Consider the following 26,872-nt stretch of genomic DNA (forward strand, 5'->3'; position numbering starts at 1 on the left):
GCGCGGCGCGCGGCGGGGGCGCACTCTCGCGGCCGGGCTCCCCGCCCGTCCGCGTCCCCTTCCTCGCCTCCATCTCCTTCCACTCGCGCCGCGTCCCGCCCGTCACCACCACCGTGACGTGCGCCGCCCCCGCCGCGAACAGCGTCGGGGCCAGGCCGGCGACGGCGGTCAGGGCGCCGGCCGCCAGGCCGCCGAAGGGGATGCCGGCCCAGGCGAGGGCGGCGGTCAGGGCGCGGACCCGGCCGAGGAGGTGCCGGGGGACGCGTTCGTAGGAGATGGCACTCAGGATCGGGTTGAGGAATCCCGCGCCGAGGCCGCCGGTCGCGAAGACCACGGCCACCAGCCACAGCGGTGCGTCGAGGGCGAGGACCAGGTAGCGGGGGGTGTCGCTGAGCAGGTAGCCGGTGAAGAAGACCAGGCGGCGGCGGAGCCGGTGGGCGACGGCCGCGGCGGTGACGCCGCCGAGGACCGCGGTGACGCCGAAGAGGCCGTTGACGAGCCCGATGGCGGCCGGTCCGCCGCCGGACTCCCGGGCCCAGACGGGCACCAGCACCTGGGCGGAGGCCGCCCCGAGGAAGTTGCCGACGCCGACGACACCGCAGACGGCGAGCAGCAGCGGGTCGCCGCGCAGGAAGGCGTACCCCTCGCGCAGCCGCCGCCCGTAGCCGCCGGGTCCCGGGGGCTCGTCGGTGCTCGTGCCGGCGACCGGGCGTCCCATCCCGGACGGCAGCAGCAGCGCGATGACCACCGAGCCGAGGGCGAAGCAGGCGGCGGTGGCGACCAGCGCCGGCAGCGGCCCGGTGAGGGCGACGAGGGCGCCGCCGGCCGCGGGCCCGACCGTCGCGGCGAGCTGTTCGACGACGCCCGCGAGGCCGGTGGCCCGCTCCAGCCGCAGTCCGCTCCGGTCGGCGGCCTCGGGGACCATGACGTCCCGCGCCAGGTCCCCCGGCCCGCGGACGGCGCCGATGACGGCGACGAGGACGAGCAGCAGCCAGAACCGCAGCACGCCGAGGGCGTGGCAGAGCGGGATCAGGGCGGCGGCGGTCGCGCTGAGGGAGTCGGCCGTCCAGCAGACGACGCGGGGGCCGACGCGGTCCACGAGCGGTCCGGTGAGGGCCTTCACCAGGACGTAGGGCGCCAGTTCGCAGAAGGCGACGAGCCCGGTCCGGGTGGCGCTGCCGGTGGTGACCAGCACGAACCAGGGCAGGGCGATGGCGGAGACGCGGGTGGCCGTGAGGGCGACGGCCGTGGAGACCAGCACCCCGACGAGGGGCCGTACGCTTCGGCCCGGTCGGGTCGCGGGGGCGCCTGTCACGTCCGCCCCGGTTTCCCGGCCGGCCCGTCGGTCGCCGCCGGGTCGGGCAGCACGTGCAGCACGACCGTCACCTGTTCCGCGTCCGCCGGCGCGTCCCCCTCCGCGCCCGGCGCGAAGCGGCGGTACCGGGCCAGCACCGCCCGCAGTTCCGCGGACAGTTCGGCGGTCTCCCCCGGCGTGAGCCGCAGCAGCCAGTCGCTGGTCTCCAGCACGTCGCGCCAGGGCCGGGGCATGGACGGCGCCCGGCCGAGGGCCACTTGGGTGTGCAGCGCGTGCACGCCGGCGACGGAGCCGCGGAACGCCGCGGCGGCCTCCGGCTCCGCGTCGTAGAGGCTCTTGTCGCGGAGCCACGTCGCCTCGTGCGCCGCGCGCCACCAGCGTTCCCGCGCGTTGCCGCGCTCGCCGTCCTCGGCCACGAACCCGGCGTCGGCGAGCTGCCGGAGGTGGTAGCTGGTCACCCCGGACCCGACGCCCAGGTCCCGGGCGAGCCGGGTGGCGGTGGACGGCCCGTGCGTGCGCAGCAGGCCGACCAGCCGGACGCGGAGGGGGTGGGCGAGGGCGCGGAGGCCCTTGGCGTCCAGCACCACGTCCGTCGCGGGGTCGGGCTCCAACCCTGCCGCACGGACCGGGAGTTCACTTTCGTCTGCCATGAGTGGGCACTCTAGACCGCCAAGAGTTCTTTGCGAAGATGTTTTCGCGAAGGGTTCTTGGCGGTTCGGATCCGGAACCGACGGAACGTCAGCTCACGGCGTCGTACGCGCCCAGCGTGATCTCGGCGCAGTGGCGCAGCGATTCCGTGCCGGGGGCGAAGTAGCCGGTGTGCCCGTGGGCGCCGGCCGAGGAGACGGGACGGGCCCCGAACGCCGCCGACGTGGGGTCGGCGCCGTGGCCGAGGCCGAGCAGCTCGACGTTGGGGACGTTCCCGATCCAGTCGGCGGCGTTGCGGCGGACCGCCCAGACCCGCGCGGTGGTGTGCAGGCCGGCGGCGGAGCCGGCGCGGACGCCCGGGCTGCCCAGGACGACGAGGTCGGTCGCCTCGCCGCGGCCGATGGCGTGGGCGGCGAGGCCGCAGACCACCGAGCCGTAGCTGTGACAGAAGACGGCGGGCGCGGCGGTCCCGGCGGCGGCCAGCCCGGCGAGGAAGCGGTCGAGCCGGGGCGCCCCCGCCTCGGCGAGCCGGCCGGTGGCGGCGTCGGGGCCGATGCCGACGGGGGTGGTGTAGCCCGCCCAGGCGATGACGGCGGTGGGAGTGCCGGGCGCCTGCCGGGCCAGTTCGGCGCGGAGGGAGCGGGCCATGCCGGCCGGGGTGCCGTACGGGTCGGTGCGCCGGTCGAAGGTGGACAGGTCGATGTCGGATCCGGGGACGACGACCGCGGTCCGCCGGGCCGCGGCCAGGTCGCCGTACACCTCGGCGAGCTGTCCGCGCCCGCGCGGGTCGAAGGCGAGGACCTGGCGTCCGGGGGCGAGGAGTTCCCCGTACCGGTCGGCGAGGGCGCGGGCGTCCGCGCGTTCGTACTCCGGGAGGGAGGTGTCGGCGGCCCGCTCGCGCTGCCCGGCGCGCTCGGCGGCGAGGGCGTGCCGGTTGGCCGTGTACCGCAGGGCCGGCGGGGCGCCGTCCAGGTTGCCGACGACCAGGGGGTGGCGGGCCGCGAGCCGCTGCCGGACGTCCTCCGGGAGGCCGGCGAAGAAGCGCGCGACCTCGGCGGGCGGGGCGGTGGCCGGGTCGGGGAGGGCGCGGTGGAGGGAGTGGTCCGCGCGCCAGGCGGCGGTGCCGGGCGGCGGGCCGGTGACCGCGGCCTCCCGGTGGGCGGCGGCCCAGCCCGCCGTTCCCGCGACCACGGTCGTCGTGAGCGCGACGGCGGCCAGGGTGCGCTTGAAGCGGTGCATGTCGGTGCGTTCTCCCTCGTTCCGTGCGGTGCGAGGGGACGCTAAGGAGGCGGTACCCGGGCGGGCGTCACCCTCCGGAGCCAACTCGGGAGTGATACCGGGGTAGGGGGTGGCTCATGGTGCGAGGTACGACGCGCGGGGTACAGGAGGCTCGGGGTACGGGAGGGGCGGGGTACGGGAGGAACCCGCGCTCCGGACGCCCGTTCGCCGTCCGCCGCCGACCCGTCCTACGCTACGGGGATGATCATCGAACCCCGAACCGTCGCGCCCGGCGTCGTCCTCCGTCTCGCGACCGTCGACGACGCGGCCGGTCTGGCCCGGGCGTACGCCGGGAACCGCGATCACCTGCGCCCCTGGGAGCCGCACCGGCCGCCGGAGTTCTTCACGGCCGAGGGCCAGGCGGTCCGGCTGGGCGAGTTGACGGAGCTGCGCCGGGCGGGGCGGATGGTTCCCTGGGTGCTCGACGACGAGCGGGCGGGCATCGTCGGCGTCGTCAACCTGAGCAACATCGTGCGGGGCGCCTTCCAGAGCGGCTCGCTCGGTTACTGGGTCGCCGCCGGGCGGGCCGGCCGCGGGCTGGGCACCGCCGCGGTGGCGGCCGTGTGCGAGGCGGCCGCGGGCGAACTCGGTATGCACCGGGTCGAAGCGGGCACGGTGACCACGAACACCGCCTCCCAGCGCGTCCTGGAGAAGTGCGGGTTCGAGCGGTTCGGCACCGCGCGGGACTACGTGCACATCGACGGGGCCTGGCGTGACCACTACCTCTTTCAGAGGATCTTGAACGACCACGAGCCGCGCTGACCACACTGCTTTTCAGCCGGCTCACGACCATTCCCCGTGCTCACGACGCCCGATTGCATCGCAATCTATGGTTCGCCGAAGCACGGCTGTTACACGACAGTCGGAAAACCGCGCCCCATGAGTCGTAAGATCTTACGGTCAACTAAGGGGGGTTGGTTCTGCTTTGTCCGACATGTCCGCGTTTGCTCAACCGCGCTTTGGGCGCAGGAGATGGGAGACCCCTGTGCCGGGGCGAATATCACGACTGTCGCGCCGCCGTGTCCTCCAGGTCGGTGGCGCGGGCCTGGTCGTCGGAACGGGCACGGTCGGGGCCTGGCAGTGGCTGGCCCCCGGTTCGGCGCAGGGCAGCGGGCACGAGGACGAGTTCCCCGTGCAGCCGGCGAAGGTCGTGACGACCGAGTCGTTCGTGCACGTCATCGCGCACCCCGACGACTCGCTGTACTTCATGAACCCGGAGCTGGAGCAGTCCATCCGGAGCGGTGCCCCGACCGTCACCGTCTGCCTTACCGGCGGTGAGTCGGACGGCCGCAACGCCCTCTCGCAGACGCCCGGGTACGGGAAGCTGCCGGAGCGGCGGCCGGAGTTCGTCCGCGCGCGCATCAACGGCCTGCGCGAGGCGACCGCCCAGATGGCGACCGGCGACTGGCTCAGCCCCTGGCGGGTGGATACGACGTCGCTGATCCCCGGCTTCCAGGCGGAGCTGCACACGCTGAAGGCCGCCCCGCAGGTCCAGCTGATCTTCCTGGAGCTGGTGGAGGCCCGGTTCATCCGGGTGCCGCGCAAGGACAGCCTGCGCGGGCTCTGGCTCGGGGCGACGCCGAAGCTGACGACGCTCGTACCGGCCCACAGCCCGGTCAAGCGCACGTACCTGTACGAGCGCAAGCACGTCATCGACTCGCTGGTGGCGGTGCTGGACCGGTACCGGCCGACGGTCGTCCGCACCCTCGACCCGAACCCGACGCACCGGGCGGTACAGCAGCAGTTCCCCAACGTGCCGCGCGAACTGGTGGGCATATCCCACTACGACCACCAGGACCACACCACCTCCGCGCACTTCGCCCAGGCGGCGCTGGCCGAGTACTGGGGCCGCCGGCACAGCCGTCCGACGGCGGTCGAGAACTACGTCGGCTACGAGGTCTCCCTCCTGCCGTCCAACCTCGACGCGGCCACCACCCGGCACAAGGTGAAGCTCCTCGACACCTACGGCTGGGCGGACGGCAAGGACTGCGGCGACCCCGCCGGCTGCGGCGACCGCAAGGTCGGCGCCCGCTCCAAGGACGTCCGCTGGTCGAACAACCTCCGCTACCGGGCGCCGGGCACCCAGCGCTGGGTGCAGCGGCTGCCCGACGGCCGGCTCGCGGCGTTCGCGCTGCTGGACGGCGCCGTGCACTGTTGGACGGAGACCAAGCCGGGCACGGGTGCCTGGTCCGGGCCGGTCAAGGTGGGCGGGTCGATGCTGGAGGGGCAGGTGGAGGTCCTGCGGCACGCCGACGGCACACTCCAGCTGTTCTCCGTGCGCACGGTGCTGCCGTCGCGCGGCACCCCGCACCACCGGGAGATCGTCACCGCCCGGCAGAGCGGCAAGCCGGGCCCGGGGGCCGTCCCGTCCTTCGGGAACTGGGAGTCCCTCGGCTCCCCGGAGGCCGACCCGGAGCGGTCGATGGAGGTCGGCTACCCGGTGACCGTCGCGGACAAGGACGGCAAGGTCTTCCTCTTCGTCCGCGACTGGGCCGGCGGCCTGATGTTCCGCACCGGCGAGCACGGCGCGGACTGGACCGACTGGGAGCACCTGGAGACCGACGGGGACCAGCCGCCGGCCGTCCTCGACGGCCTGGACGCCGCCCTGGACGACCGGGGCCGCGTGCATGTGGTCGCGGCCGACAGCAAGACCGTCTACCACTGGATGTCCGAGGGCGACGGCGAACCGCCGCAGCCCACCGGGCCGACCCGGCTGCCCACCTCCAGCGGCCCGCTGTCGCTGGCCGCGCTCTCGGGCGGCGGCATGCGCATGGTCACCCGGCAGCCCGGCACCGCGCGGGTGCTGGTCGCCGAGCGTCCGGCGGACGGCTCCTGGCGGATGACCTCCGAACTGCCGGCCATCGGCGGGTACGGCCGGGTGGCGCTGGCCCAGGACGGCCGGACGGTGGTCCTCGCCGCCCGCGACACCCGGGGCCTGGTGCGGCTGTCGAGGGGCTCGGGGCGCCCCGGCCCATGGCACAGCGGCGGCGTGACGTTTCGGGCGGCACCGGGCGTCGCCCAGGACGCGCGGGGGCGGACGACGGTCGTCGTCGTGGGCATGGACGGCAAGCTGAGCAGCGCCCGCACACAGGCGTCGGGCAAGTTCCCGTTCACGGCCTGGACCGGACAGGACGGCCGGTCGCAGGGCGGTACGTCGGCGTAGTCGGCGTTCGCTCGCGTGGGCCGCGTCGCCCGTCCCGTTCGCGGGGGCGGGCGACGCGGCCTTTCGCGCTTCAGGCCGCGCGCCCCAGCCGGTCCGCGACCTCGCGCAGCACCGCGTCCTGATGATGCGTCAGATAGAAGTGGCCGCCGGTGAAGACGCGCAGGTCGAAGGAGGACGTGGTGTGGCCGGCCCAGGCCGCCGCCTCGTCCACGGTCACCTTGGGGTCGGCGTCGCCGGCCAGCGCGACCACGGGGCAGCGCAGCGGCGGCCCGGGCTCGTAGCGGTAGGTCTCGGCGGCACGGTAGTCCGCCCGCAGCGCCGGGAGGATCATGCGGACGAGTTCGTCGTCCTCCAGCACCTGGGCGTCGGTGCCGCTCAGCCGCCGGGTCTCGGCGATGATCCCGTCGTCGTCCCGGAGGTGGACGCTCTCCTCCCGGTGGACCGAGGGCGCGCGGCGGGCGGACGCGAACAGGGCGGTCGCGACGATGCCCTTCTCCCGCTCGAACCGCCGGGCGACCTCGAAGGCGAGCGAGGCGCCCATGCTGTGCCCGAAGAAGGCGAGCGGCCGGTCCGCCCAGGGCAGCAGGACGGAGAACACCCGGTCCGCGAGCTCGGGGATGCTGTCGATGAGCGGCTCGTTCCGGCGGTCCTGGCGGCCGGGGTACTGGACGCACAGCACGTCGGCGACGTCGGGCATGGCCATGGCCATCGGGTGGTAGAAGCTCGCCGAACCGCCCGCGTGCGGCAGGCAGACCAGCCGGACGCCGGCGTCCGGGCGCGGCTTGAACCTGCGTATCCACAGGGCGTTGTCGTCGGTGAGGCCGGGGACGTCGTTCACGGGCGGAGCTTCCTTCCAGGGACTGCCGGGGCCTGTCGGGGCCTGTCGGGCGGTGCCACGGTCCGGTGGACACCACGATGACACGCCCGGGTCCCCCACCGGCCGGTCGGGTACGGCCAGGTCAGACGTGCCCCGGAAGCCCGCCTGCCACACCTGATGCGGCGAGCGTCACGTCAGCTCCGCGGCGGTGCCACACGTCAGCTCCGCGGCGGTGCCACAGGTCAGCTCCGCGACGGTGCCACGTCCTGCCGGACGATCCGCTCGACGTTCCGCTCCGCCAGCGCCGTGATGGTCAGGAACGGGTTGACGCCGAGCGACCCCGGGATCAGCGCGCCGTCGGTGACGTACAGGCCCGGGTGCCCGGGGATCCGGCCGTACGGGTCGGTGGCCCGGCCGAGCACGCAGCCGCCGAGGGGGTGGTAGGTGAAGTCGTCGGCGAACGCCTTGGCCCGGGGGCCGAAGAGGTCGTAGCGGTAGTCGGTGCGGTTGGCCCGGTTGACGCGGTCGAAGAAGGAGCGGGCGGCGTCGACGGCGGGCCGGCTCTGGTCCGGGGCCCAGCGCAGCCGCATCCGGTCCGCGGCCCGGTCGTAGACGAAGGTGCCGCGCTCGGGGTTGCGGGTGATCGCGATGTAGAGGCTGATCCAGGTCTCGATGCCGGCGGGCACGGGGGTGACCTCGGCGAAGACCGGGTGCCGCGGGTCGTCCCAGGCGTCGAGGCCGAGGACGGGGACGGTGGACTGGTGGCAACCGGTGGGGTCGGAGGGGTGGTTGGCGCGCGCGGCCATCACGTTCCCGTTGGGCCCCCAGCACCGGCCGATCTCCGGCCCGAGGTCCGGCAGCGTGCCGGTCTCCCGGGCGCGCAGCAGCAGTTCGGTGCTCCCGAGGCTGCCGGCGCCCAGGAACAGGTACCGGCAGCCGATCTCCTTGACGGCGGTCCGCCGCCCGGTCTCGTCGGACCGCTCCACCGTCAGCACGTAACCCCCCGCCCGCCGGCGACGGACGGACCGGGCGCGGTGCAGCGTGGCGATGGTGACGCGGCCGGTGCGGAGGGCGGCGGCCAGGTAGGTCTTGTCGAGGGACATCCGGCCGTGGTTGTTGCCGTAGATCAGCTCACCGGCGAGCGCGGACCGCGGAGCCGTACCGTCCGCTTCCTTCCGCATGTACCGGAAGTCATAGATGTTGTCGAGGAACACCGACCGCACCCCGGCCCGGGCCGCCTGCTCGCGCGCCACGCGGGAGTACCGGTACCACTCCGTCCCCTCGAACCACGTCCGGTCCACTCCGTTGGCGCGGAGCATGGCGCGGGCGCGCGGGTAGTACCGGCGGTACATCTCCCCCGCGTCCACGCGCGGCAGCACCCGCTGGAGGTAGTCGCGCCGCGGCGCGACGGCCATCCCCCCGTTGACCAGCGAGCCGCCGCCGACGCCGCGGCCCGCGTAGACGGCCATGGACCCGAAGTCGACGCGGTCGAGCACGCCGGGGTACGGCTCGATGTTCCGGTCGACGACGTCGAGCCAGAGGAACGAGCCGAGCGGCGCCGCGGTCCGCGTCCGGAACCAGCTGGACCGCCGGTCAGGGTCGAGCATCCCGCAGAACACCCGCCCGTCCTCGGCCGGCCGGTTCCACCACCGCCCCATCTCCAGCATCAGCACCCGCACCCCGGCCTCCGCGAGCCGCAACGCGGTGACGGCGGCCCCGTACCCCGTCCCGACGACGACGGCGGGCACGAACGCCCCGTCCCGCGCGACCTCGGCGGCTTCGGCGGCCTCGCTGGCCTCGGCACCGGAACCCCCGAGGAGAACCCCGCCCCCAAGAGCCGCCGCCCCCAACGCGATCCCGCCACCGAGCACCCGCCGCCGGGACGGTCCGTACTGCACCGACATGAACACACCTCACCTCTCCGGGCCCGCCTGATGGGACGAACGTCGGGGCCCGAACGCATGCAAACAGAAGTTGCCGGAGAGGTAAGGGAATTGCGTGGTGGCGGACCTCGATTTCCTCATTCCGCTTGACCGCCGCGCCGGCGCGACGCTAAGGCTGCCGTACCGCCGCCCTGGCTCGGATTCCGCCCGGCCGACCAGACCTCCGGCCGGTCGGCGAGGAGCACACAGCCGTCGCCCGCCAAGTCCCGCCGGGCCCACCGTGACAGCCTGAAATCGACCGACCCCGAAGCGTGTGGTAGCGGCGTGGAGCAAGTGGAACAACAAGCCAACAGCCCGGCTGCGGCAAGGGAAAGAAGCCGCACCGATAACCCGAATGGCGGGTGTGACACGAGTCACCTACGGTGGTCGGGGATGTTCCCGCCCGACCATCCGAGCCTTTCAAGGAGGTCCCCATGCACCCGCTTCGAACCCTCGCCCTGGCAGCAGCTCCCGCCGCGATGCTGATCGGCCTCGCCGCTCCCGCGATGGCCGCGGACCCGCCCACGCCGAACAACGCGGCGACGACCTCGACCTCCCGCGTGGCGCAGGCGCCGGTCAAGACGTGGCACTGGATGGGCAACTACGGGTCGGTCTACGACGTGGCCAACGCCGCCAACGGCTTCGGGGCCGGCGCCGGCGAACTCATCACCCAGGACATCGGCAACGGCCTGTACGCCACATTCATGTTCTACTGAGCCCAAGCGGCTCAGCAGCCTCGCACCACCACCCACCCACACCCAGCGCAGTGCCCGCCCGCGGCCCCACGCCGCGGGCGGGCACTGCGCTGCAATTCCCGGAGTTTCCGGCAGTAGACGACCTTGCCCCCGCCCTCTCCGGCGTCCACCAGGCGGATGCACAAGCCGCAAGCCCCGCCGTTGTTGGGCGGCAGCGCCGCCGGGAGGTTCTCCGCCCACCGGTGAACGGCCACTTGGGCCACTGGCGCAGAATCACCTCGGTACGACGGCCCGCCCAGCCGGGCCAACTGCCGGTCGGCAAGGTGCTGTTGATCACGCCGCTGACAAGTTCCGAGCCCCTCAACCGGTCAACTTAGGAGAAGACGTGCACACACTTTGGCTGGCGTTCCGGAAGACACGTGCTGTCAGGTTACGGCTGTTGGTCAACGACCACGTCTGGGGAGCGAACGCTTTCGCGGCGGCGCCGGAGGGATCTTCAACACTTATGTGCAGAGCTTCAACGCCGTCTGGGACAGCGACGCCCGTCCAGGAGAAGTGAGTGGCCATGTCCCGTACCGAGTACTTCGCCGATCCGGCCGCCCCCGAGCCGAACAGCATGGTCGTCGCCGCGTCGGCGGTCGTGACTGACGGCCGAGGCCGCGTCCTGTTGCAGCGTCGGCGCGACAACGGTCTCTGGGCCCTGCCCGGGGGCGGCATGGAGATGGCCGACTCCCTGCCCGGCGCGGCTGTGCGTGAGGTCAAGGAGGAGACCGGCCTGGACGTGGAGATCACGGGTCTGGTCGGCACCTACACCGATCCGCGCCACGTGATCGCCTACTCGGACGGAGAGGTGCGGCGGCAGTTCAACGTGTGCTTCACCGCACGGGTCACCGGTGGCGAACTCGCGATCTCCGACGAATCCACGGAGCTCCGGTTCGTCCAACCCGACGAGATCCCGGCACTCCCGATGCACGATACGCAGCGGCTGCGTATCCGGCACTTTCTGGAAGGCCGGGACCGGCCTTACCTGGGGTGACCGGCCAGCGGCTCAGTCCTCGGCGGGTGAGATCTCCATGGGCACGAGCCTCGACGAACACGTGGCCCAGGCGCTCGCCCGGCTCGACGAGGAGTGAGCATCACAACGGCAGCCACTCGCGCGGCGCGTCCGCGTCCCGCAGGGAGGCGATCCGCCGGGCGTACTCCTCCGCCGGTCGCCCACCGGTGGACGCGTTCTGCATCAGCCAGGTGGTCATCGTGAACTCCTGGATCCGGCGCAGCGTCGGGTAGCCGGGCCAGTCGCGCAGATCGCGGCCATAGGCGGAGACGAAGTCGGCGAAATGTTCCCGCGTCTGCCAGCCGAGGCTTTGGTGCTCGACGGTGGTCACTTTCAGGTCCCACTCCGGGTGGTCGAAGCCGAAGCCTTCGAAGTCGATGAAGACCGTCTGTCCCTTGTCGTCCACCATGAGGTTCTGCACGTGCGCGTCACCGTGTACGGGCCCCCTCGGCGAGTCGAACCGCAGCTCCGTCGCCGCGTCGCGCAGCTCGGTGTGGAGGGCGCGGAGGAAGCGCCGGTCGTCCTCCGGTATCCCGGGCGCCCGCTCGATGCGCAGGGCCGATCGCCCGAACGCGTCGTACGGCGGCAGGTCGAGACCCGCCGGTGGCGTCAGCCCGTGCAGTTCGCGCAGCAGGGCGCCCAGCTCCCCGTACGTAGGCTTACGGTCGTCCCCGCGGATCAGGTGCCAGAAGGTGACCGGGTGCCCGTCCACGACGATGGGTTGTTCCAGGTCTTCCACGACGCGGCCGGCGGGGAACCCCTCCCGGTGCAGCCAGCGCGCCACGGCGACCTCCTTGCGCACCGACGGGAGGTAGTCCGACGACCGGGCCACCCGCACGATCACCGGCGCCGACGCGAGCCGGAACAGCGCGTTCTCCCCCAGCCGGATCGACTCCGCGCCTCCATCATCCAGCCCGGCCCGTCCGCACGCAGCGGCCACGACCCGCCCGGCCTCCGCCGCCGTGAATCCTTCCCCCGGCATCCGGGCAGCATGAGACCCCATGCCGGACCGGCTCCCCTCCGAGTCGCTCACACAGGGACCGTACCCACGCCGGTGAACCCCGTAAATCAGTGGCCCGAACACCTGCGCCGCACGCACCCTGATGTCCGTGACAGCACAGAAACACCAGATCCGCGCACTGCACTCGGCGTCCACCGTGACCGTCTACCAGGCCTACGACCCGGCCATCGGCCTGCCCGCCGCGCGCGACGGCCGCTTCCCGGACACCTGGAAGCGGGAGCGCATGACGTGGATCAAGCCGTCCTTCCTCTGGATGATGTACCGCTGCGGCTGGGGCGCCGAGGAGGGGCAGCGGACGGTGCTCGCGGTGGAGATCGAGCGGGAGGGGTTCGAGTGGGCGTTGCGGAACGCGTGTCTGTCGCACTACGACCCGGACGTGCACGCGGACCGGGACGCCTGGCGGCGGGAGCTGCGGGGGGCGCCGGCGCGGGTGCAGTGGGATCCGGAGCGGGATCTGCGGCTGCGGGCGCTGCCGTACCGTTCGCTGCAACTGGGGCTGGCCGGCGAGGCGTCGCGGCGGTACGCGGACGAGTGGACGGTGGGCATCACGGACGTCACGGCCCTGGCCCACGCCGTGCACGCGCGCGTGCGCGCGGGTGATCTGGAGGGGGCCGGGCGGCTGCTGCCGGAGGAGCGGCCCTATCCCGTCACGGACGGGTTCCTCGCGCACCTGTGCCCGTAGCCCCTCCGCCGGATCCCGGCGCGACGGAGTTCCGGCGCCTGCGGTAAACCCCCACGGCCTGCGGGGAGTCAGTGCGGGTGGGGCATACGGCGGGTGAGGGCCGCCCCGCCCGGCCACGGCCGGGCCCGTACTGGTGCAGGCTGGTGGTACTGGTGGGTGGCGTGAGGTTCGCGGCCGGTGGCCGGAACGGCGCCGCGTCGCCACGTCGTCGCCGCGTCGTCGACATGTCGGCACCGCGTCGACCCGCGCCGTCGGCTTCGGCGGCTTCGGGAGACTTCGGAGAAGGGGAGACAGGAATGAGTGACGAGTGCGACCACGAGTGGGTCCTGTGGAGCGGCGCCAGCCGCTGCCGCAAATGCGGTACGACGCAGTGGTCCGGCTGGCCCGGCACATGACCGGTCACCGGGCGCGCGGGGGCGGCGTGCCCTGAGGGCGCGGGCGCGCGCTCTCCCAGGCACGCGCCCGCGCGTCAGCGCACCTGCACTCCGGAGACCGCCCGGGCGATCACCAGGCGCTGGATCTCGCTGGTGCCCTCGAAGATCGTGTAGATGGCGGCGTCCCGGTGCATGCGCTCCACGGGGTACTCGCGGGTGTAGCCGTTCCCGCCGAGGATCTGCATCGCCTGGGCGGTGACGGTCTTGGCCGTCTCGCCGGCGAAGAGTTTGCTCATGGAACCCTCGGCGGAGGTGAAGGGCTTGCCGGTGGCGGCCATCGCCGAGGCGCGCCAGACCAGCAGCCGGGCGGCGTCGATGCGGGTGCGCATGTCGGCGAGCTGGAAGGCGACGCCCTGGTTGTCGATGATCGGGCGGCCGAACTGGACGCGGGTGGTGGCGTAGTCGAGGGCGATCTCGTAGGCGGCGCGGGCGATGCCGACGGCCTGGGCGGCGACGGCGGGGCGGGACGCCTCGAAGGTGGCCATCGCCGCGTTGCCCCGCCGCGAGCCGTCTTTCCCGGCCTTGCCCTCCCGAGCGCCCTCCCGGGCCCGCGCCAGGCGTTCGTCGAGCTTCTCCTTGCCGCCGAGCAGGCAGTGGCCGGGCACCCGGACGCCGTCGAGGACTACCTCGGCCGTGTGCGAGGCACGGATACCGTGCTTCTTGAACTTCTGCCCCTGGGACAGCCCTTCGGTCCCCGGCGGGATGATGAAGGAGGCGTGGCCGCGGGCGCCCAGACCGGGTTCGACGACGGCGACGACGACGTGGACGTTGGCGATGCCGCCGTTGGTCGCCCAGGTCTTGGTGCCGTTGAGCACCCACTCGTCCTTGGCCTCGTCGTAGACGGCGCGGGTGCGCATCGCGGAGACGTCGGAGCCGGCGTCGGGCTCGGAGGAGCAGAAGGCGGCGACCTTCACGTCGTCGGCGTCGCCGTACATCTGCGGGATCCAGGTGCCGATCTGCTCGTCGGTGCCGTTGGTCAGGACGCCGACGGCGGCCAGGCCGGTGCCGGTGATGGCCAGGCCCAGGCCGGCGTCGCCCCAGAAGAGCTCCTCGATGGCCACGGGGATGCCCAGGCCGGTCGGGTCGAAGAACTGCTTCGCGTAGAAGTCGAGCGAATACAGGCCGATTTTCGCCGCTTCCCGGACGACGGGCCAGGGGAACTCCTCGCGTTCGTCCCACTCCGCGGCGGCGGGCCGCATGACGTCGGCGGCGAAGCCGTGGACCCAGTCGCGTACGGCCTTCTGTTCGTCGTCGAGCTCCAGTCCGAAACCCGCCATGGCCCCTCCCGAGCGTTGCTTACCTGCGGTAACAGGAGTCTGTTACCGGTCAGTAGAACCTGTCAACCTCCCTCTCCCCCCGGATCCGCTGGGTGCCGCGGGTGTTACGTTGCGCAGGCATGCGAGAAGACACGGGGGCGGGAGGCACAAGCCAATGACGACCAGTCAGCGGGAAGACCAGCAGCGCACGACCGAACGGCGGCGCAGGGAATTGCTGGAGGCCGCGGACCGGGTGGTGCTCAGGGACGGCCCAGGGGCGTCGATGAACGCCATCGCGGCCGAGGCGGGAATCACCAAGCCGATCCTCTACCGGCACTTCGGGGACAAGGGCGGCCTCTACCGGGCGCTCGCGGCGCGGCACACGGAGGCGCTGCTGGAGGGGCTGCGGGCCGCGCTCGACGCGCCGGCCGAGCGGCGGCGGCGCGTGGAGTCGACGCTCGACACCTACCTCGCCGCCATAGAGGCACGGCCGCAGGTGTACCGGTTCCTGATGCACCCGGCCGAGGACAGCGGCCCCTCCGAGGGCGGCTTCGACGTGGGCCGGCACTCCGCGCCGCTGCTGCGGCGGATGGGCGAGGAGCTGGCGGTGGTGATAGCCGAGCGGGTGGAGCTGGGCCCGGAGGGCATCGAGCTGGCCCGCGCCTGGGGGCACGGCATCGTCGGCATGATGCACGCGGCCGGCGACTGGTGGCTCCGCGAGCGCCCCTTCCCCCGCGAACGCCTGGTCAGCCACCTCGCCGACCTGCTGTGGGGCCGGCTGGCCACGGCGGGCGACCGGGCGGACGGCCCGGGCTTCTGAGCCGTCGCGCCGGGCCCGCCCCTCCCCGGCGGGCGGGACGGAAAACCGGATGCCGGCTCCCCTCCCCCGACGTAATGTGCACTGCCGCAAGGCAGGCATTACTCGGGAGGGGCACCATGGTTCCGGAACTCGTCACGGCCTGGGCGGCCGGCTGGGCCGTCTCGCGGGGGACTCCCCCGCCCACCGCACACCCCTGGGGGTGCGTCATCGCGGTCGGACTGCCGGAGCAGTCGGAGCGCCGCGTCGTGTACGCCCCGGAGGCGGACGCGGTACGGGCGGCGTGCGCCGATCCCGTGCCGCACGCGTGGCTCAAGGCCGCCGCGGACCCCGACGCGATACGGCCCCTGCTCCCCCGGGGCTGGGTGGTGGACGAGGAGGACACCGGCCACCTGATGGCCGTGGACCTCACACCCGCCGGCCCGCCGAAGGCACCACCCGGCTACGCGCTCTCCGTGAGCGAGGCCGGCGGCGTCCTCCGCGTCCGAGGGACCGACGCGGCGGGCGGCCCTGCCGCCCAGGGGCAACTGGCGGTCGTCGGGGACGTGGCGGTCGTCGACCGCGTCGTGACCGAGGAGGCGCACCGCCGGCGCGGCCTGGGCCGCGTCGTGATGCGCACGCTCGCCGAACGCGCCCTGGCCGAGGGCGCGTTCACGGCCGTCCTGGGCGCGACGGACGACGGGCGCGCGCTGTACGAGACGCTGGGCTGGAAACGGCACGCGGCCCTGACGGCGTGCGCCTACCGGCCGTGAGGCGGCAAACGGGAAGCGGCAGACCCGAGGCGGCCAACGCGAGGCGGCAGACGCGACCGGCCACGAGGCGGCACATGGAACGTCTGCCGGGCGTCGGACGGCGGGCCTTTCGACCGCGGACCTGACGCCTGCCGGCCACGAAGTGGCGCACGTGACACCGCACACGCGACACCGGCCGGCCTTGGCGGGCGCGGTGCGCACGACACTCCCCGCCGGCCCCTGGGCGCGGCGGGCACACCGCCCGCCGCGGCCGCGAGACGGCAGCCGCGAATCCCATCGGCCGCGAGGCGTCCCGCGCGGGCACGCACCACCGGCCGGCGCCGTCCATCCGCCGTCCATCCGCCCTCTATCCGCCGAGCGCGCCTCCGCGCACGCCGCGCACAGCGCAAACCCCGGCGCGCCGCACCCAGCGCAACCCCGGCGCGCCAAGCGCGCCTACGGCACCGCCCGCACCCCCGCGCCCGCCCAGGGCGCCCGGCGTGCGGCCCGCAGCGTGCGCCGGTGGGTGAGGCCGGTGAGGTGGTCGACGTAGAGGCCGCCGTCGAGGTGGGCGCACTCGTGCTGGAGGCAGCGGGCGAAGTAGCCCGTACCCGTCACCCGCACCGGGGTGCCGTCGAGGGTGAAGCCCTCGACCACCGCCTCGTCGGCGCGCGGCGTCGGCGCCTCCAGGCCGGGCAGCGACAGGCACCCCTCGGGCCCGCGCACCTCGACGCCGTCGGTCGCCACCAGCCGCGGGTTGACGAGGTGGCCGAGGTGGCGGACGTCCTCGTCGTCGGGGCAGTCGTAGACGAAGACGCGGAGCGGGACGCCTATCTGGTTGGCGGCGAGGCCGACACCGTCGAAGGCGTACATCGTGGCGAACATCGACTCCACGAGGCCGGCCAGGTCGGTACGCTCCCCGTTCACCTCCACGGGCGCGGTGAAGTCCTCGACCTCGGCACAGGGCGCGGCCAGCACCGGATCACCGAGCAGCCGCACGGGCCGGACCGGTCCGGAACTTCCGGGAATGACACGTCTTCGCATGGGTCCAGCCTACGGGCCCGCGGAAGACGGTTTCGGGCCCACGGGCGGATCTCGATAGGCTGATCCCCGACCGAAGCCTCCTGGCTGACGATTCGGCGCGGAGGGGGCGTTCCACCGGCGGACCAGGGACAGGCGACGGCGCCGAACAAGGAGGATCTAGGACGATGGCAGGCAACTCGGGGCCGCTGTCCGCACGTGCCAAGCTGGCCGTGACAGCGGGCAAGGCCGCGGCAGCGGTGTCGCGGGCCGCGGGGCGCGGCAGCGGATCGGTGATCGGCGGCAAGGTCGCGCTCAAGCTCGACCCTGACCTGCTCGCCCGGCTGGCGACCCACCTCGACGTGGTCCTCGTCTCGGCCACGAACGGCAAGACGACGACGACCCGGCTGATCGCCGAGGCGCTGCGGGCCAGTGGCCCGGTGGTGTCGAACGCGCTGGGCGCCAACATGCCCGCGGGCATCACCTCCGCCCTGGCCGGCGGCTCGGACGCGCGCTTCGGCGTGATCGAGGTGGACGAGAAGTACCTGGCGATGGTCGCCAGGGACGTCTCGCCCAAGGCCATAGCGCTGCTCAACCTCTCCCGCGACCAGCTCGACCGCGCCGCGGAGACCCGCATGCTGGCCGAGAAGTGGCGGGAGGGCCTGGCCGGCTCCAAGGCGGTGATCATCGCCAACGCCGACGACCCGCTGATCGTGTGGGCCGCGTCGTCCTCGCCGAACGTGGTGTGGGTGGCGGCCGGCCAGGAGTGGAAGGACGACGCCTGGTCCTGCCCGTCGTGCGGCGGTGTGATGCAGCGCCCGGGCGACGACTGGTTCTGCGGCGAGTGCGGTTTCCGCCGCCCGACGCCGAGCTGGGCGCTCTCCGGCGACTACGTGCTGGACCCGCACGGGTCGGCGTGGCCGATCCACCTCCAGCTGCCGGGCCGGGCCAACAAGGCGAACGCCACCAGCTCCGCCGCCGTGGCCGCGACCTTCGGGGTGCCGCCGCAGGTGGCGCTGGAGCGGATGTACCAGGTGCAGGCGGTGGCCGGCCGGTACGACGTGGTGACGTTCATGAACCGCGAGCTGCGGCTGCTGCTGGCGAAGAACCCGGCCGGCTGGCTGGAGACGTTCTCGCTGATCGACGGCCCGCCGGCGCCGGTGCTGCTGTCGGTGAACGCGCGCGGCGCGGACGGTACGGACACCTCGTGGCTGTGGGACGTGGACTACACGCGGCTCGCGGGGCACCCGATCTTCGTGATCGGCGACCGCAAGCTCGACCTGGCGGTGCGTCTGGAGGTCGCCGGCCTGGACTTCCGGGTCTGCGAGAGCGTGGACGAGGCCGTGCAGTCGGCCCCGCCCGGCCGGATCGAGGTCATCGCCAACTACACCGCGTTCCAGGACCTCCGCCGCCGCGTCGGCAACTGACCCGCAAAGGACCATGAGCATGAGCCAGAACAGTCTGCGTGTGGTGTGGGTCTACCCCGACCTGCTCAGCACCTACGGCGACCAGGGCAACGTCCTGGTCCTGGAGCGGCGCGCCCACCAGCGCCGGCTGGACGTCCAGCGCCTGGACGTCCGCTCCGACCAGCAGATCCCCACCTCGGGCGACATCTACCTGATCGGCGGCGGTGAGGACCGTCCGCAGCGGCTGGCGGCCGAGCGGCTGCGCCGCGACGGCGGCCTCAACCGGGCGGTCGCCAACGGCGCGATCGTCTTCTCGGTCTGCGCCGGGTACCAGATCCTGGGCCACGAGTTCATCAACGACCTGGGCCAGCGCGAGCAGGGCCTGGGCCTGCTGGACGTCGTCAGCACCCGCGGCGAGGGCGAGCGGTGCGTCGGCGACGTGCTCGGCGACATCGACCCGCAGCTCGGCCTGCCGCCGCTGACCGGTTTCGAGAACCACCAGGGCGTCACCCACCTCGGCCCGTCGGCGCGCCCGTTCGCCCGGGTCCGCTTCGGCAACGGCAACGGCACGGGCGACGGCACCGAGGGCGCGTTCAACGAGACGGTCTTCGGTACGTACATGCACGGCCCGGTCATGGCGCGGAACCCGCACATCGCGGACCTGCTGCTGAAGCTGGCGCTGGACGTGAACGCGCTGCCGCCGGTGGACGACCGTTGGTACGACGCGCTGCGCAACGAGCGGATCGCGGCGGCGACGCAGCCCGCGTAGCGGTCCGTACCGTCCGCGCCGTCTGTATGCCGGACGCCGGTGTTCCCCGTCACCCGCCCTGGGTAGGGTGACGGGGATTCCACCGGACGACGGGGTCCGGTCGTCGACCCTGTCACAAAGGTTTCCACCATGCGCATCGGTGTGCTCACCTCCGGCGGCGACTGCCCCGGTCTCAACGCCGTCATACGTTCCGTCGTGCACCGCGCGGTCGCCGACCACGGCGACGAGGTGATCGGCTTCCACGACGGCTGGCGCGGTCTGCTGGAAGGCGACCACCGGCCGCTCGACCTGGACGCGGTGGCCGGCATCCTGGCCTCCGGCGGCACCATCCTCGGCTCCTCCCGGGTCCGCCCCGAGCAGCTGCGGGACGGGGTCGAGCGGGCGCGGGAGCACGTCGCGGCGCTGGGTCTGGACGCGGTGATCCCGATCGGCGGCGAGGGCACGCTGAAGGCGGCCCGGTTGCTGTCGGACGGCGGGATCCCCATCGTCGGCGTCCCCAAGACGATCGACAACGACATCGCCGTCACCGACGTGACCTTCGGCTTCGACACGGCCGTCGGCGTCGCCACGGAGGCCCTGGACCGGCTGAAGACCACCGCCGAGTCGCACCAGCGGGTGCTGATCGTCGAGGTGATGGGCCGGCACACGGGCTGGATCGCCCTGCACTCGGGCATGGCCGCCGGCGCCCACGCGATCGTGGTCCCGGAGCGGCCGTTCGACATCGACGAGCTCACGGCGGTGGTCGGCAAGCGCTTCGAGGCCGGCAAGCGGTTCGCGATCGTGGTCGTCGCCGAGGGCGCCAAGCCGCGCGAGGGCTCGATGGCGTTCGAGACCGGCGGTACGGACGTGTACGGGCACGAGCGCTTCGCCGGGGTGGCCCGGCAGCTGGCCGTGGAGCTGGAGCGGCGGCTCGGCAAGGAGGCCCGGCCGGTGATCCTCGGCCACGTCCAGCGCGGCGGCACCCCGACGGCGTACGACCGCGTCCTCGCCACCCGCTTCGGCTGGCACGCGGTCGAGGCCGCGCACCGCGGCGACTTCGGGATGATGACCGCGCTGCGGGGCACTGAGATCACGCTGGTGCCGCTGGCGGAGGCGGTGGAGTCGCTGAAGACCGTGCCGGAGGACCGGTACGGCGAGGCCGACGCCGTGCTCTGACCGCCCGGCTCCGACCTGCGCCCCCGGGCGCGGGTCACACGGGGGCCGCCTCTACTCTGGATCCGGCGCATCGGTCCTAATCGGGAGAGAGCGGATGGATCACAGCGGGCACGGCATGGACATGATGGACATGCCACCGTTCACCCTCGGACGGGGTCTGGAGTGGAGCGGTGATCCGTTCTTCACCACCGCCTGCGCCGTGGGCCTGGCCCTCTACGGCTGGGCCGTGGTGCGGCTGTGGCGCCGGGGCGACAAGTGGCCGGTGAGCCGTGTGGTCTCGTTCACGCTGGGCGTTCTGAGCATCGCCCTGGTGATGTGCACCAAGCTGAACGACTACGGCATGGTCATGTTCAGCGTGCACATGGTCCAGCACATGGTGATCAGCATGCTCTCGCCGATCCTGCTCCTGCTCGGCGCACCGGTGTCGCTCACCCTGCGCGCGCTGCCGGCGGCGGGCCGGGGGCGCAAGGGCCCGCGCGAGTGGCTCGTGATGCTGCTGCACAGCCGCTACATGCGGATCATCACGCACCCGGTGTTCACGATTCCCATGTTCATCGCGAGCCTCTACGGTCTGTACTTCACCCCGCTCTTCGACTTCCTCATGGAGAGCCGGACGGGTCACATCGCCATGATGATCCACTTCCTGGCGGTGGGCCTGGTCTTCTTCTGGCCGATCATGGGCGTGGACCCGGGCCCGCACCGGCCGGGCTATGTGATGCGGATGCTGGAGCTGTTCGCGGGCATGCCGTTCCACGCGTTCTTCGGCATCGCGCTGATGATGTCGTCCGAGCCGATGATCAAGACGTACGAGCACCCGATGGCCTCGCTGGGCATCGACGCGCTGGACGACCAGCAGGCGGGCGGCGGCATCGCCTGGGCCTTCAGCGAGATCCCGTCGGTGGTGGTGCTGCTGGCGCTGGCCTTCCAGTGGTACCGCTCCGAGCAGCGCCAGGCCCGGCGCACCGACCGGCAGGCGGACCGGGACGGCGACAAGGAGCTGGCGGCCTACAACGCGTACCTGGCTTCGCTCCAGGCGCGCGGCAGGTGAACCGGCTCGGTCGCTGACGCACCGGCTCGGGCGCCGCTGAGCGACGAGCACCTTCAGCGCTGTGGCATTGACGGCCGCGGCCGGAGACGATGGTCTCCGGCCGCGGCTCGCGCATATGTGCGCCTCATATGTGCGCGGGGCCGCCGTGAGGAGGTGCGGGGTGCCCGGATCGACGAAGACGATGGCTTGGCTCACCGTGGGCGGCCTGGTGGCCGTGACCGCGTACACGGTGACGCTGGGGGGCAACGGCTGGCTCTGGTTCGCCTGGGTCGTGCTGGGGCTGACGACGATAGGGGCGCTGGTGGCCCGGGGGACGTGAGTCCCCCTGAGGCCCCAGGCGCCCTGCGGGACGCGAGTTCCCTCCTGGGGCCCCAGGCGATCAGGGGGACGCGAGTTTCCCCCTGGGGCACCAGGCGACCCGCTCAGAAGCGGAACACCGGCCCGGTCGCCGCGTCGAGGGCGCACGGGCCGGAGTAGGTGCCCTTCCAGTGCAGGTCGGCTGCTCCCCAGCGGCCGTCGGCCGTCGCGGTGACCGGCTCCCGCTCGGCGCCGCACGGCCGGTCCTCGCGCCGGAGCGCGTTCAACCGGCCGTGCGCCTCGGCGAGCCGCGCGCACGCCTCGGCCGCGTGCGGATGCCGGACGCCGGGCCCCGGACAGCTCAGCCGGACGCCGCGGGTCCAGGTGTGGCTGCCGCCGGTGACGGTGAGCAGCAACTCGCCCCGCTCCGGCCCGGGTTCCGTGGCGCCCGCCGCGGGGGCGGCGGGCAAGGCGAGGGCAAGGGCGAGGGCGGCCGCCGCGGCGGCGAGGGTGCGTGATGCGGACATCGCTGTGCCTTCCGAGGAGCGTGGGGCCCGGATGCTCGCACAGCCGCTGTGCGTACCGCCACTTTCACCCCTCTTTCGGGGCAAAGGGTGCGACTGTCGGTCACTCCAGGAGGTCGGCGCTGACGCTGGTGCCCGGTACGCAGACGACTCCGTCGAACGCCTCCAGGACCGGCATCTCGATGAAGGCGGTGTCCAGCCGGGTGCGGACCGGCTCGGGCAGCCCGTGCCGGCGGGCGTACGCGCGCAGCGCCCGCGCGTCCACCAGCGCGGGCCGGTCGCAGACGTCCGCGAACAGCGCCTCGACGCTGTCCGGTACGGGATCCGGAACGGCGGCCCGGCCCCAGCGCATCCCGGCCGGGTGGCCGCGGTCGGGCACGTTCTCGACCGTCTCGCCGCCGTTGCCCGTCAGGGCGATCGGCACGTAGTCCGCGCCGAGCGCCCGGGCGAGCAGGTTCCCCATGGTGGGCGCCCCGAGTGGGCCCTCGGAGCGCTGGATGTGGGCGTTGTGCCCGACGAGGACGACGCGGGTGCCGGGCGCGGACCGGTCCAGGAACTCCAGCAGGGTGTCGGCCAGATACCGTTCCCGGGCGGCGAACCCGGCCGCGTCGGGCGCACCCGCGAGGGCCTCGGCCATGGCGCGCTGGGCCCGGTCGGTGGCGACGGCCGCGCGGACGTCGGACAGCGCGGTCTCGTACGCCGCGCGGCCGGTGCGCTCGGTGTGGAGCTCCCGCAGGTCGGTGAAGCGGCCGAGCAGCCGGGAGAGGGCGGTGGTGAGCCGGCCCTGTGTCGCCCCGTCCAGCTCGAGCCGGGCGTAGGCGGGCACCATCACCGTCCCGCCGGCGATCGGCTCGGATATTTCCCGCGCGGCCTCCAGGAAGCGCAGGGCGCCGGGGTCGACACCGTCCAGGTAGACGACGACGGGTCCGAGGACGGGTGCGAGCGAGCCGCCCGCCGCGGGGATGTCGCAGCCGAGGAAGCGGACCGGGTGCGGGGCGTCGGCGTTGTGGCGGCGCAGCCACCGCAGGGTGTCCCGGACCTCGACGGGCAGCCCCAGGCGGTGGACGCCGCCTTCCGCTCGGCCGGGGGCCAGAAGGCCGTCGAGATCCCCGTCCCCACCCCGCACCCAGGCGTCCACGGCGCGGCCCTCGGCGGCGCCGTACTCCATGGCGTAGGCGGTGAAGCCGAGTTCCTCGACCAGGAACCGGAGGAGGCGGTGGCGCAGAAGGCCGAACTCCCTTATCTGGTGCGAGTTCTCGCCGAGGGCGACGACGCGGGCGTCGCCGACGAGGCCGCGCAAGGGCTCCAGATCGTCGAACGGACCCTCAAGGCACTCCCCTGGCCCGATCGGTGCCAGGTGGGCGGCGTTCCCGGCCACCCAGCGCACGAGGCCGTCCGGAGCGGCCGTCAACGTCGGCTCGGCGACGGGCAGGAGGTCGCGCAGATCGCCGGTCTCGTGGTCGTGATGCTGATCGTTCATGAGATGTGCTCCGCGGTGTGTGACGTCGTCATCGTCGTCGTCATCGGAGCCGGGCAGCGCGAAGCACCGCACCGGCGGGGGACCGAGGCGCGGCGAGGCTGACGGAACGCTGTGCGCAGCTCGCCGCTAGGCGGCGCTGCGGGGCTTGAGGAACCAGCCCTGGGCTACGGAGAAGCACATGCCGCCGACGGTACCAAGGGGCGGAGTGGGCGTGCATCGGGATTTCCGCCCGGCGACGGTAAGTTGTGCGGATGTCACAGACACCGACCGTCCTGCTCCTCTCCGGGAGCCTGCGGAGCGGCTCCTCGAACGAGGCCGTGCTGCGGACCGCCCACGCCGTCGCACCTGACGACATACGCACCGTCCGTTACACGGGGCTGGCGGCGCTGCCGCACTTCAACCCCGATGACGACGCCGACCCGCTGCCCGCTCCCGTGGCGGAGCTGCGGGCGGCGATCGAGGCCGCCACGGCGGTGCTGGTCTGCACGCCGGAGTACGCGGGGACGCTGCCGGGCTCGTTCAAGAACCTGCTCGACTGGACAGTGGGCGGGACCGAGATCTGCGACAAGCCCGCGGCCTGGGTGACCGCGGCGGCGCCCGGGCGGGGGCAGGGGGCGGAGGCCACCTTGCGGACGGTGCTGGGGTACACCGGGGCGCGCATCGTGGAGGCGTCCTGTGTGCGGGTGCCGGTGGGGCGGGAGCTGATCGGGGCGGACGGGCTCATCGGCGATCCGGAGGTGCGCGGCCGACTGCGCGAGGTGCTGGGGGTGCTGGCCGCCGCGGCGGACGAGTGACGTGGAAAAGCCGTGGTTGCCACGGGCTTCGCGTCCTTAGAGTCACGCCCGTGACAAGGAGTGACATATGAGTGCACGGCTGCGCGGAATGGCGCAGGAGACGGAACGGATCGTCGCCGAGGGGCGGTACACGGCGCCCGGCGGGCGCGTGAGGGAGATCGGCGACGCGGTGGCGGCGGCCCGCGCGGGGACGCGACTGTACGGGCCGGGGCCGGTCACGGTCCCCAAGCGGGGCACGGCCGGGACGGCCACGGTGTTCGAGGTGACCGGGGAGGGCAGCCTGACGGCGGCCCGCCGGCTGGCGGCGGACGGGGACGCCGGCGAGGTCGCGGTGCTGAACTTCGCCTCCGCCCGCAACCCGGGCGGCGGTTACCTCAACGGCGCGCAGGCGCAGGAGGAGGCGGTGTGCCGCGGCTCGGCGCTGTACGCCTGCCTGCGCGAGGCGCCCGAGTTCTACGCGGAACACCGGGCCGACCCCAGCCCGTTCTACAGCGACCGGGTCGTCCACTCCCCCGGCGTGCCGGTCTTCCGCGACGACCGCGGCGAGCTGCTCCGTACCCCGTTCCGGGCCGGATTCCTGACCTCGGCCGCCCCCAACGCGGGGGTCATCGCGCAGCGGACGCCGGACCGGGTGGGCCGGATCCCCGCCGCGCTGACCTCGCGTGCCGGGCGGGTGCTGGAGGTCGCGGCAGCGCACGGGTACGGGCAACTGGTGCTCGGCGCCTGGGGTTGCGGCGTCTTCCGCAACCAACCGGGGGACGTGGCCGCCGCGTTCGCCACCCACCTCACCGGTACGGGCCGCTTCTCCGGGCACTTCGGGCGCGTGGTCTTCGCGGTGCTGGACCGGAGGGCCGACTCGCCGACCCGGGCCGCGTTCTCCGCCGTGTTCGGGGGGCCGGGCTACGCTGCCGGCCATGGAAACCGGAATATCCCGTAGAGGTTTGATGACCGCGGCTGCCGCCGTACCGCTGGCGGCCGTCCTGCCCGGCCCGGCCGCGCACGCAGCCGGAAACGGAGTGGCGCGGCGGCTGCGTGCCATGGAAGAGGCGTACCAGGGCCGCATCGGCCTGGCGGCGTTCGACACCGGCTCCGGCCGGTCGGTGACGTACCGGGCGGACGAACGCTTCGCGCTCTGCTCGACGTTCAAGTTCCTGGCCGCCGCCGCGATCCTGGACAAGGCGCGCCGGGACGACTCCGGGCTCCTCGACCGTCCCGTGTACTACACCGAGGTCATCGACGGCTCCAAGATCACAGGGGCGCCGGAAAACCTGTCCCGGGGCTTCATGACCGTACGCGAGCTGTGCGACGCGACCATCGCCACGAGCGACAACACGGCCGGCAACCTGCTGCTGGAGCAGCTGGGCGGGCCGCGGGCGATCGGCGCGTTCGCCCGGACGCTCGGTGACCGGCGCACCCGGCTGGACCGCACCGAGCCCTCCCTCAACACCAACCTCCCCGGCGACCTCCGGGACACCACGACGCCCGCGGCCATGGCCCGTGACGTGTGCGCCCTCACCGTGGGCACGGCGCTCGCGGCGCCCGACCGCGAGCAGTTGAACCGCTGGCTGGAGGGGTGCCGGACCGGGGACGAGCGCATCCGCAAGGCCATGCCGGCCGGCTGGCGGGTCGGGGACAAGACGGGTACGGGCGAGCGCGGGGCCGCCAACGACATCGCGGTCGTCCGGCCGCCCGGCCGCGCCCCGCTGGTGATCGCGGTGTACACGACGCGCGTCGGCAGTACGGAGACCGGCGACAGCGCGGTCATCGCGCGGGCGGCCGGGGTGGCGCGCTGCGCCCTGGTCCCGTCGTCCTGCGCGGGCGCGGGCTGCGCCTGCCGGACCACCTAGACCACCTGAATCGCCTGGACCATCCGGATCACCTGGACCACCCGGAGCGGGGGCCTCACGCCTCCGGCTCGCCCCACTCCCCCACGCTCAACTCGTCGCCGACGGACAGCTTGCCCGGCCGCAGGACGGAGAACTTGGCGCCGAAGACGACACCGCCCGCCGCCGCCCGCCGGTAGGTGGCGAGGGTGCGGAGCGGTTCCGGGCCGGCCTTCGTACCGGATTCCTGGGCGACCATGGTGACCGCGCAGCGCACGGCGAGCTTGGCGTAGGCGAGTTCGGTGTCGCCGACCGTGAAGCGGCGCAGCCGGTCCTCGGTGTGGGGCTCGTCCCAGCCGTCGACGACGACGTTGGGGCGGAAGCGGTTCATGGGGAGCGGTACCGCGCCACGTTCGGCCAGCTTGCGGTCGAGCAGGGCGAGGGTGGAGCGGGAGAGCAGGTGGAGGGCGCCGCTGTCGGCCCAGTTCGCGCTGCCGGGGGTGAGCCCGTCGGTGACGCGGTCGTGCTCCGGCGGCACCCGGACCAGCCGGCTGGGCGCGCCGAGCACCTCGCTCAGCCAGGCGGCGGCCTCCGGGCCCTGGTCGATGGCCCGGTACGGCAGGCCGAACATCTCGACGCCGCGCCGCGGCCCGGTGGTGTCCACCTCGACGGCGACCTCGCCGGCGCCGGGGGCCCGCAGGGTGAGCAGCGCGCCGTCGGCGC

The 26,872-nt window shown here is 73.5% G+C and carries 26 protein-coding genes; 15 read left to right on the forward strand and 11 right to left on the reverse strand.

The window, feature by feature from the left end:
* The 3 genes from JNW98_RS26465 to JNW98_RS26475 all read right to left on the reverse strand — a co-directional run.
* Positions 1 to 1,261: MFS transporter (locus JNW98_RS26465; RefSeq protein ID WP_223770815.1), on the reverse strand; the 1,261-nt coding region annotated here is incomplete at its 3' end.
* Between the two features lie 50 nt (positions 1,262 to 1,311).
* Positions 1,312 to 1,965, reverse strand: coding sequence for an ArsR/SmtB family transcription factor (locus JNW98_RS26470; RefSeq protein ID WP_223770816.1), 654 nt, complete (start codon positions 1,963 to 1,965; stop codon positions 1,312 to 1,314).
* 88 nt (positions 1,966 to 2,053) lie between these two features.
* Positions 2,054 to 3,202, reverse strand: a complete 1,149-nt coding sequence (locus tag JNW98_RS26475; protein ID WP_223770817.1) for an alpha/beta hydrolase — start codon at positions 3,200 to 3,202, stop codon at positions 2,054 to 2,056.
* 240 nt (positions 3,203 to 3,442) lie between these two features.
* Here JNW98_RS26475 and JNW98_RS26480 point away from each other — a divergent pair, with 240 nt between their 5' ends.
* Entirely contained in the window at positions 3,443 to 4,003 is a 561-nt protein-coding gene (locus JNW98_RS26480) for a GNAT family N-acetyltransferase (protein ID WP_223770818.1), read from the forward strand.
* Positions 4,004 to 4,226: 223 nt separating this feature from the next.
* Positions 4,227 to 6,404, forward strand: coding sequence for a PIG-L family deacetylase (locus JNW98_RS26485; protein ID WP_223770819.1), 2,178 nt, complete (start codon positions 4,227 to 4,229; stop codon positions 6,402 to 6,404).
* A 70-nt stretch (positions 6,405 to 6,474) separates the two neighbouring features.
* On the opposite strand, the gene JNW98_RS26490 is transcribed toward JNW98_RS26485, so the two are convergent.
* On the reverse strand, positions 6,475 to 7,242 hold the full coding sequence (locus tag JNW98_RS26490; RefSeq protein ID WP_308015667.1) for a thioesterase II family protein: 768 nt from the start codon (positions 7,240 to 7,242) through the stop codon (positions 6,475 to 6,477).
* Positions 7,243 to 7,463: 221 nt separating this feature from the next.
* Positions 7,464 to 9,125 (reverse strand): GMC oxidoreductase, encoded by a 1,662-nt coding sequence (locus JNW98_RS26495; protein WP_223770820.1) that lies wholly within the window; start codon positions 9,123 to 9,125, stop codon positions 7,464 to 7,466.
* Positions 9,126 to 9,577: 452 nt separating this feature from the next.
* Between JNW98_RS26495 and JNW98_RS26500 the strand changes: the two genes are divergently transcribed.
* Together JNW98_RS26500 and JNW98_RS26505 are read left to right on the forward strand one after the other, a co-directional pair.
* Positions 9,578 to 9,859 (forward strand): hypothetical protein, encoded by a 282-nt coding sequence (locus JNW98_RS26500; RefSeq protein WP_223770821.1) that lies wholly within the window; start codon positions 9,578 to 9,580, stop codon positions 9,857 to 9,859.
* A 544-nt stretch (positions 9,860 to 10,403) separates the two neighbouring features.
* Positions 10,404 to 10,874: an NUDIX domain-containing protein gene (locus JNW98_RS26505; protein ID WP_223770822.1), complete on the forward strand. Its 471-nt coding sequence runs from the start codon at positions 10,404 to 10,406 to the stop codon at positions 10,872 to 10,874.
* A gap of 100 nt (positions 10,875 to 10,974) precedes the next feature.
* Here the strand turns inward: JNW98_RS26505 and JNW98_RS26510 are convergent, their stop codons facing one another.
* Positions 10,975 to 11,874: a phosphotransferase enzyme family protein gene (locus tag JNW98_RS26510; RefSeq protein ID WP_372459328.1), complete on the reverse strand. Its 900-nt coding sequence runs from the start codon at positions 11,872 to 11,874 to the stop codon at positions 10,975 to 10,977.
* Between the two features lie 121 nt (positions 11,875 to 11,995).
* On the opposite strand from JNW98_RS26510, the gene JNW98_RS26515 reads away from it, so the two are divergent.
* Positions 11,996 to 12,595, forward strand: a complete 600-nt coding sequence (locus JNW98_RS26515; protein ID WP_223770824.1) for a DUF4291 domain-containing protein — start codon at positions 11,996 to 11,998, stop codon at positions 12,593 to 12,595.
* A gap of 469 nt (positions 12,596 to 13,064) precedes the next feature.
* Here the strand turns inward: JNW98_RS26515 and JNW98_RS26520 are convergent, their stop codons facing one another.
* Positions 13,065 to 14,306, reverse strand: coding sequence for an acyl-CoA dehydrogenase family protein (locus JNW98_RS26520; protein ID WP_223770825.1), 1,242 nt, complete (start codon positions 14,304 to 14,306; stop codon positions 13,065 to 13,067).
* Positions 14,307 to 14,460: 154 nt separating this feature from the next.
* On the opposite strand from JNW98_RS26520, the gene JNW98_RS26525 reads away from it, so the two are divergent.
* A complete protein-coding gene (locus JNW98_RS26525) occupies positions 14,461 to 15,105 on the forward strand; it encodes a TetR/AcrR family transcriptional regulator (protein WP_223770826.1) in 645 nt (214 codons plus the stop codon).
* A gap of 116 nt (positions 15,106 to 15,221) precedes the next feature.
* On the forward strand, positions 15,222 to 15,854 hold the full coding sequence (locus tag JNW98_RS26530) for a GNAT family N-acetyltransferase (protein ID WP_223770827.1): 633 nt from the start codon (positions 15,222 to 15,224) through the stop codon (positions 15,852 to 15,854).
* 435 nt (positions 15,855 to 16,289) lie between these two features.
* Here the strand turns inward: JNW98_RS26530 and def are convergent, their stop codons facing one another.
* Positions 16,290 to 16,877 (reverse strand): peptide deformylase, encoded by a 588-nt coding sequence (def, locus tag JNW98_RS26535; RefSeq protein ID WP_223770828.1) that lies wholly within the window; start codon positions 16,875 to 16,877, stop codon positions 16,290 to 16,292.
* Between the two features lie 164 nt (positions 16,878 to 17,041).
* Here def and JNW98_RS26540 point away from each other — a divergent pair, with 164 nt between their 5' ends.
* The 5 genes from JNW98_RS26540 (at position 17,042) to JNW98_RS26560 (ending at position 21,550) form a co-directional block, all read left to right on the forward strand.
* Positions 17,042 to 18,280: a MurT ligase domain-containing protein gene (locus JNW98_RS26540; protein ID WP_223770829.1), complete on the forward strand. Its 1,239-nt coding sequence runs from the start codon at positions 17,042 to 17,044 to the stop codon at positions 18,278 to 18,280.
* Between the two features lie 19 nt (positions 18,281 to 18,299).
* Complete coding sequence (locus tag JNW98_RS26545; RefSeq protein WP_223770830.1) at positions 18,300 to 19,028, forward strand: type 1 glutamine amidotransferase; 729 nt, start codon at positions 18,300 to 18,302, stop codon at positions 19,026 to 19,028.
* A 129-nt stretch (positions 19,029 to 19,157) separates the two neighbouring features.
* Positions 19,158 to 20,183: a 6-phosphofructokinase gene (locus JNW98_RS26550; RefSeq protein WP_223770831.1), complete on the forward strand. Its 1,026-nt coding sequence runs from the start codon at positions 19,158 to 19,160 to the stop codon at positions 20,181 to 20,183.
* A gap of 94 nt (positions 20,184 to 20,277) precedes the next feature.
* Positions 20,278 to 21,231: a cytochrome c oxidase assembly protein gene (locus tag JNW98_RS26555; RefSeq protein ID WP_223770832.1), complete on the forward strand. Its 954-nt coding sequence runs from the start codon at positions 20,278 to 20,280 to the stop codon at positions 21,229 to 21,231.
* A gap of 160 nt (positions 21,232 to 21,391) precedes the next feature.
* Entirely contained in the window at positions 21,392 to 21,550 is a 159-nt protein-coding gene (locus tag JNW98_RS26560; RefSeq protein ID WP_004948753.1) for a hypothetical protein, read from the forward strand.
* A 103-nt stretch (positions 21,551 to 21,653) separates the two neighbouring features.
* On the opposite strand, the gene JNW98_RS26565 is transcribed toward JNW98_RS26560, so the two are convergent.
* Positions 21,654 to 22,055, reverse strand: coding sequence for an SSI family serine proteinase inhibitor (locus JNW98_RS26565; RefSeq protein ID WP_223770833.1), 402 nt, complete (start codon positions 22,053 to 22,055; stop codon positions 21,654 to 21,656).
* Between the two features lie 100 nt (positions 22,056 to 22,155).
* On the reverse strand, positions 22,156 to 23,532 hold the full coding sequence (locus tag JNW98_RS26570; protein WP_223770834.1) for an erythromycin esterase family protein: 1,377 nt from the start codon (positions 23,530 to 23,532) through the stop codon (positions 22,156 to 22,158).
* 251 nt (positions 23,533 to 23,783) lie between these two features.
* On the opposite strand from JNW98_RS26570, the gene JNW98_RS26575 reads away from it, so the two are divergent.
* The 3 genes from JNW98_RS26575 (at position 23,784) to bla (ending at position 26,173) form a co-directional block, all read left to right on the forward strand.
* On the forward strand, positions 23,784 to 24,326 hold the full coding sequence (locus tag JNW98_RS26575) for an NADPH-dependent FMN reductase (RefSeq protein WP_223770835.1): 543 nt from the start codon (positions 23,784 to 23,786) through the stop codon (positions 24,324 to 24,326).
* Between the two features lie 67 nt (positions 24,327 to 24,393).
* Complete coding sequence (locus JNW98_RS26580) at positions 24,394 to 25,263, forward strand: TIGR02452 family protein (RefSeq protein ID WP_223770836.1); 870 nt, start codon at positions 24,394 to 24,396, stop codon at positions 25,261 to 25,263.
* Complete coding sequence (gene bla / locus JNW98_RS26585; RefSeq protein WP_372459329.1) at positions 25,241 to 26,173, forward strand: class A beta-lactamase; 933 nt, start codon at positions 25,241 to 25,243, stop codon at positions 26,171 to 26,173. Before JNW98_RS26580 ends, bla begins: the two co-directional genes overlap by 23 nt.
* Positions 26,174 to 26,228: 55 nt before the next feature.
* On the opposite strand, the gene JNW98_RS26590 is transcribed toward bla, so the two are convergent.
* Positions 26,229 to 26,872 (reverse strand): MOSC domain-containing protein (locus JNW98_RS26590; protein ID WP_223770838.1); only part of this gene is annotated, 644 nt, incomplete at its 5' end.

This window comes from Streptomyces huiliensis (assembly GCF_020037025.1).
Lineage (GTDB): Bacteria > Actinomycetota > Actinomycetes > Streptomycetales > Streptomycetaceae > Streptomyces > Streptomyces huiliensis.

Bases quoted from the DNA above. Each gene is read 5' to 3' on its own strand.
- JNW98_RS26470 (WP_223770816.1), bottom strand. From the start codon at position 1,965: ATGGCAGACGAAAGTGAACTCCCGGTCCGTGCGGCAGGGTTGGAGCCC.
- JNW98_RS26475 (WP_223770817.1), bottom strand. From the start codon at position 3,202: ATGCACCGCTTCAAGCGCACCCTGGCCGCCGTCGCGCTCACGACGACC.
- JNW98_RS26480 (WP_223770818.1), top strand. From the start codon at position 3,443: ATGATCATCGAACCCCGAACCGTCGCGCCCGGCGTCGTCCTCCGTCTC.
- JNW98_RS26495 (WP_223770820.1), bottom strand. From the start codon at position 9,125: ATGTCGGTGCAGTACGGACCGTCCCGGCGGCGGGTGCTCGGTGGCGGG.
- JNW98_RS26500 (WP_223770821.1), top strand. From the start codon at position 9,578: ATGCACCCGCTTCGAACCCTCGCCCTGGCAGCAGCTCCCGCCGCGATG.
- JNW98_RS26505 (WP_223770822.1), top strand. From the start codon at position 10,404: ATGTCCCGTACCGAGTACTTCGCCGATCCGGCCGCCCCCGAGCCGAAC.
- JNW98_RS26510 (WP_372459328.1), bottom strand. From the start codon at position 11,874: ATGCCGGGGGAAGGATTCACGGCGGCGGAGGCCGGGCGGGTCGTGGCC.
- JNW98_RS26515 (WP_223770824.1), top strand. From the start codon at position 11,996: ATGTCCGTGACAGCACAGAAACACCAGATCCGCGCACTGCACTCGGCG.
- JNW98_RS26520 (WP_223770825.1), bottom strand. From the start codon at position 14,306: ATGGCGGGTTTCGGACTGGAGCTCGACGACGAACAGAAGGCCGTACGC.
- JNW98_RS26525 (WP_223770826.1), top strand. From the start codon at position 14,461: ATGACGACCAGTCAGCGGGAAGACCAGCAGCGCACGACCGAACGGCGG.
- JNW98_RS26530 (WP_223770827.1), top strand. From the start codon at position 15,222: ATGGTTCCGGAACTCGTCACGGCCTGGGCGGCCGGCTGGGCCGTCTCG.
- def (WP_223770828.1), bottom strand. From the start codon at position 16,877: ATGCGAAGACGTGTCATTCCCGGAAGTTCCGGACCGGTCCGGCCCGTG.
- JNW98_RS26540 (WP_223770829.1), top strand. From the start codon at position 17,042: ATGGCAGGCAACTCGGGGCCGCTGTCCGCACGTGCCAAGCTGGCCGTG.
- JNW98_RS26545 (WP_223770830.1), top strand. From the start codon at position 18,300: ATGAGCCAGAACAGTCTGCGTGTGGTGTGGGTCTACCCCGACCTGCTC.
- JNW98_RS26550 (WP_223770831.1), top strand. From the start codon at position 19,158: ATGCGCATCGGTGTGCTCACCTCCGGCGGCGACTGCCCCGGTCTCAAC.
- JNW98_RS26555 (WP_223770832.1), top strand. From the start codon at position 20,278: ATGGATCACAGCGGGCACGGCATGGACATGATGGACATGCCACCGTTC.
- JNW98_RS26565 (WP_223770833.1), bottom strand. From the start codon at position 22,055: ATGTCCGCATCACGCACCCTCGCCGCCGCGGCGGCCGCCCTCGCCCTT.
- JNW98_RS26570 (WP_223770834.1), bottom strand. From the start codon at position 23,532: ATGAACGATCAGCATCACGACCACGAGACCGGCGATCTGCGCGACCTC.
- JNW98_RS26575 (WP_223770835.1), top strand. From the start codon at position 23,784: ATGTCACAGACACCGACCGTCCTGCTCCTCTCCGGGAGCCTGCGGAGC.
- JNW98_RS26580 (WP_223770836.1), top strand. From the start codon at position 24,394: ATGAGTGCACGGCTGCGCGGAATGGCGCAGGAGACGGAACGGATCGTC.
- bla (WP_372459329.1), top strand. From the start codon at position 25,241: ATGGAAACCGGAATATCCCGTAGAGGTTTGATGACCGCGGCTGCCGCC.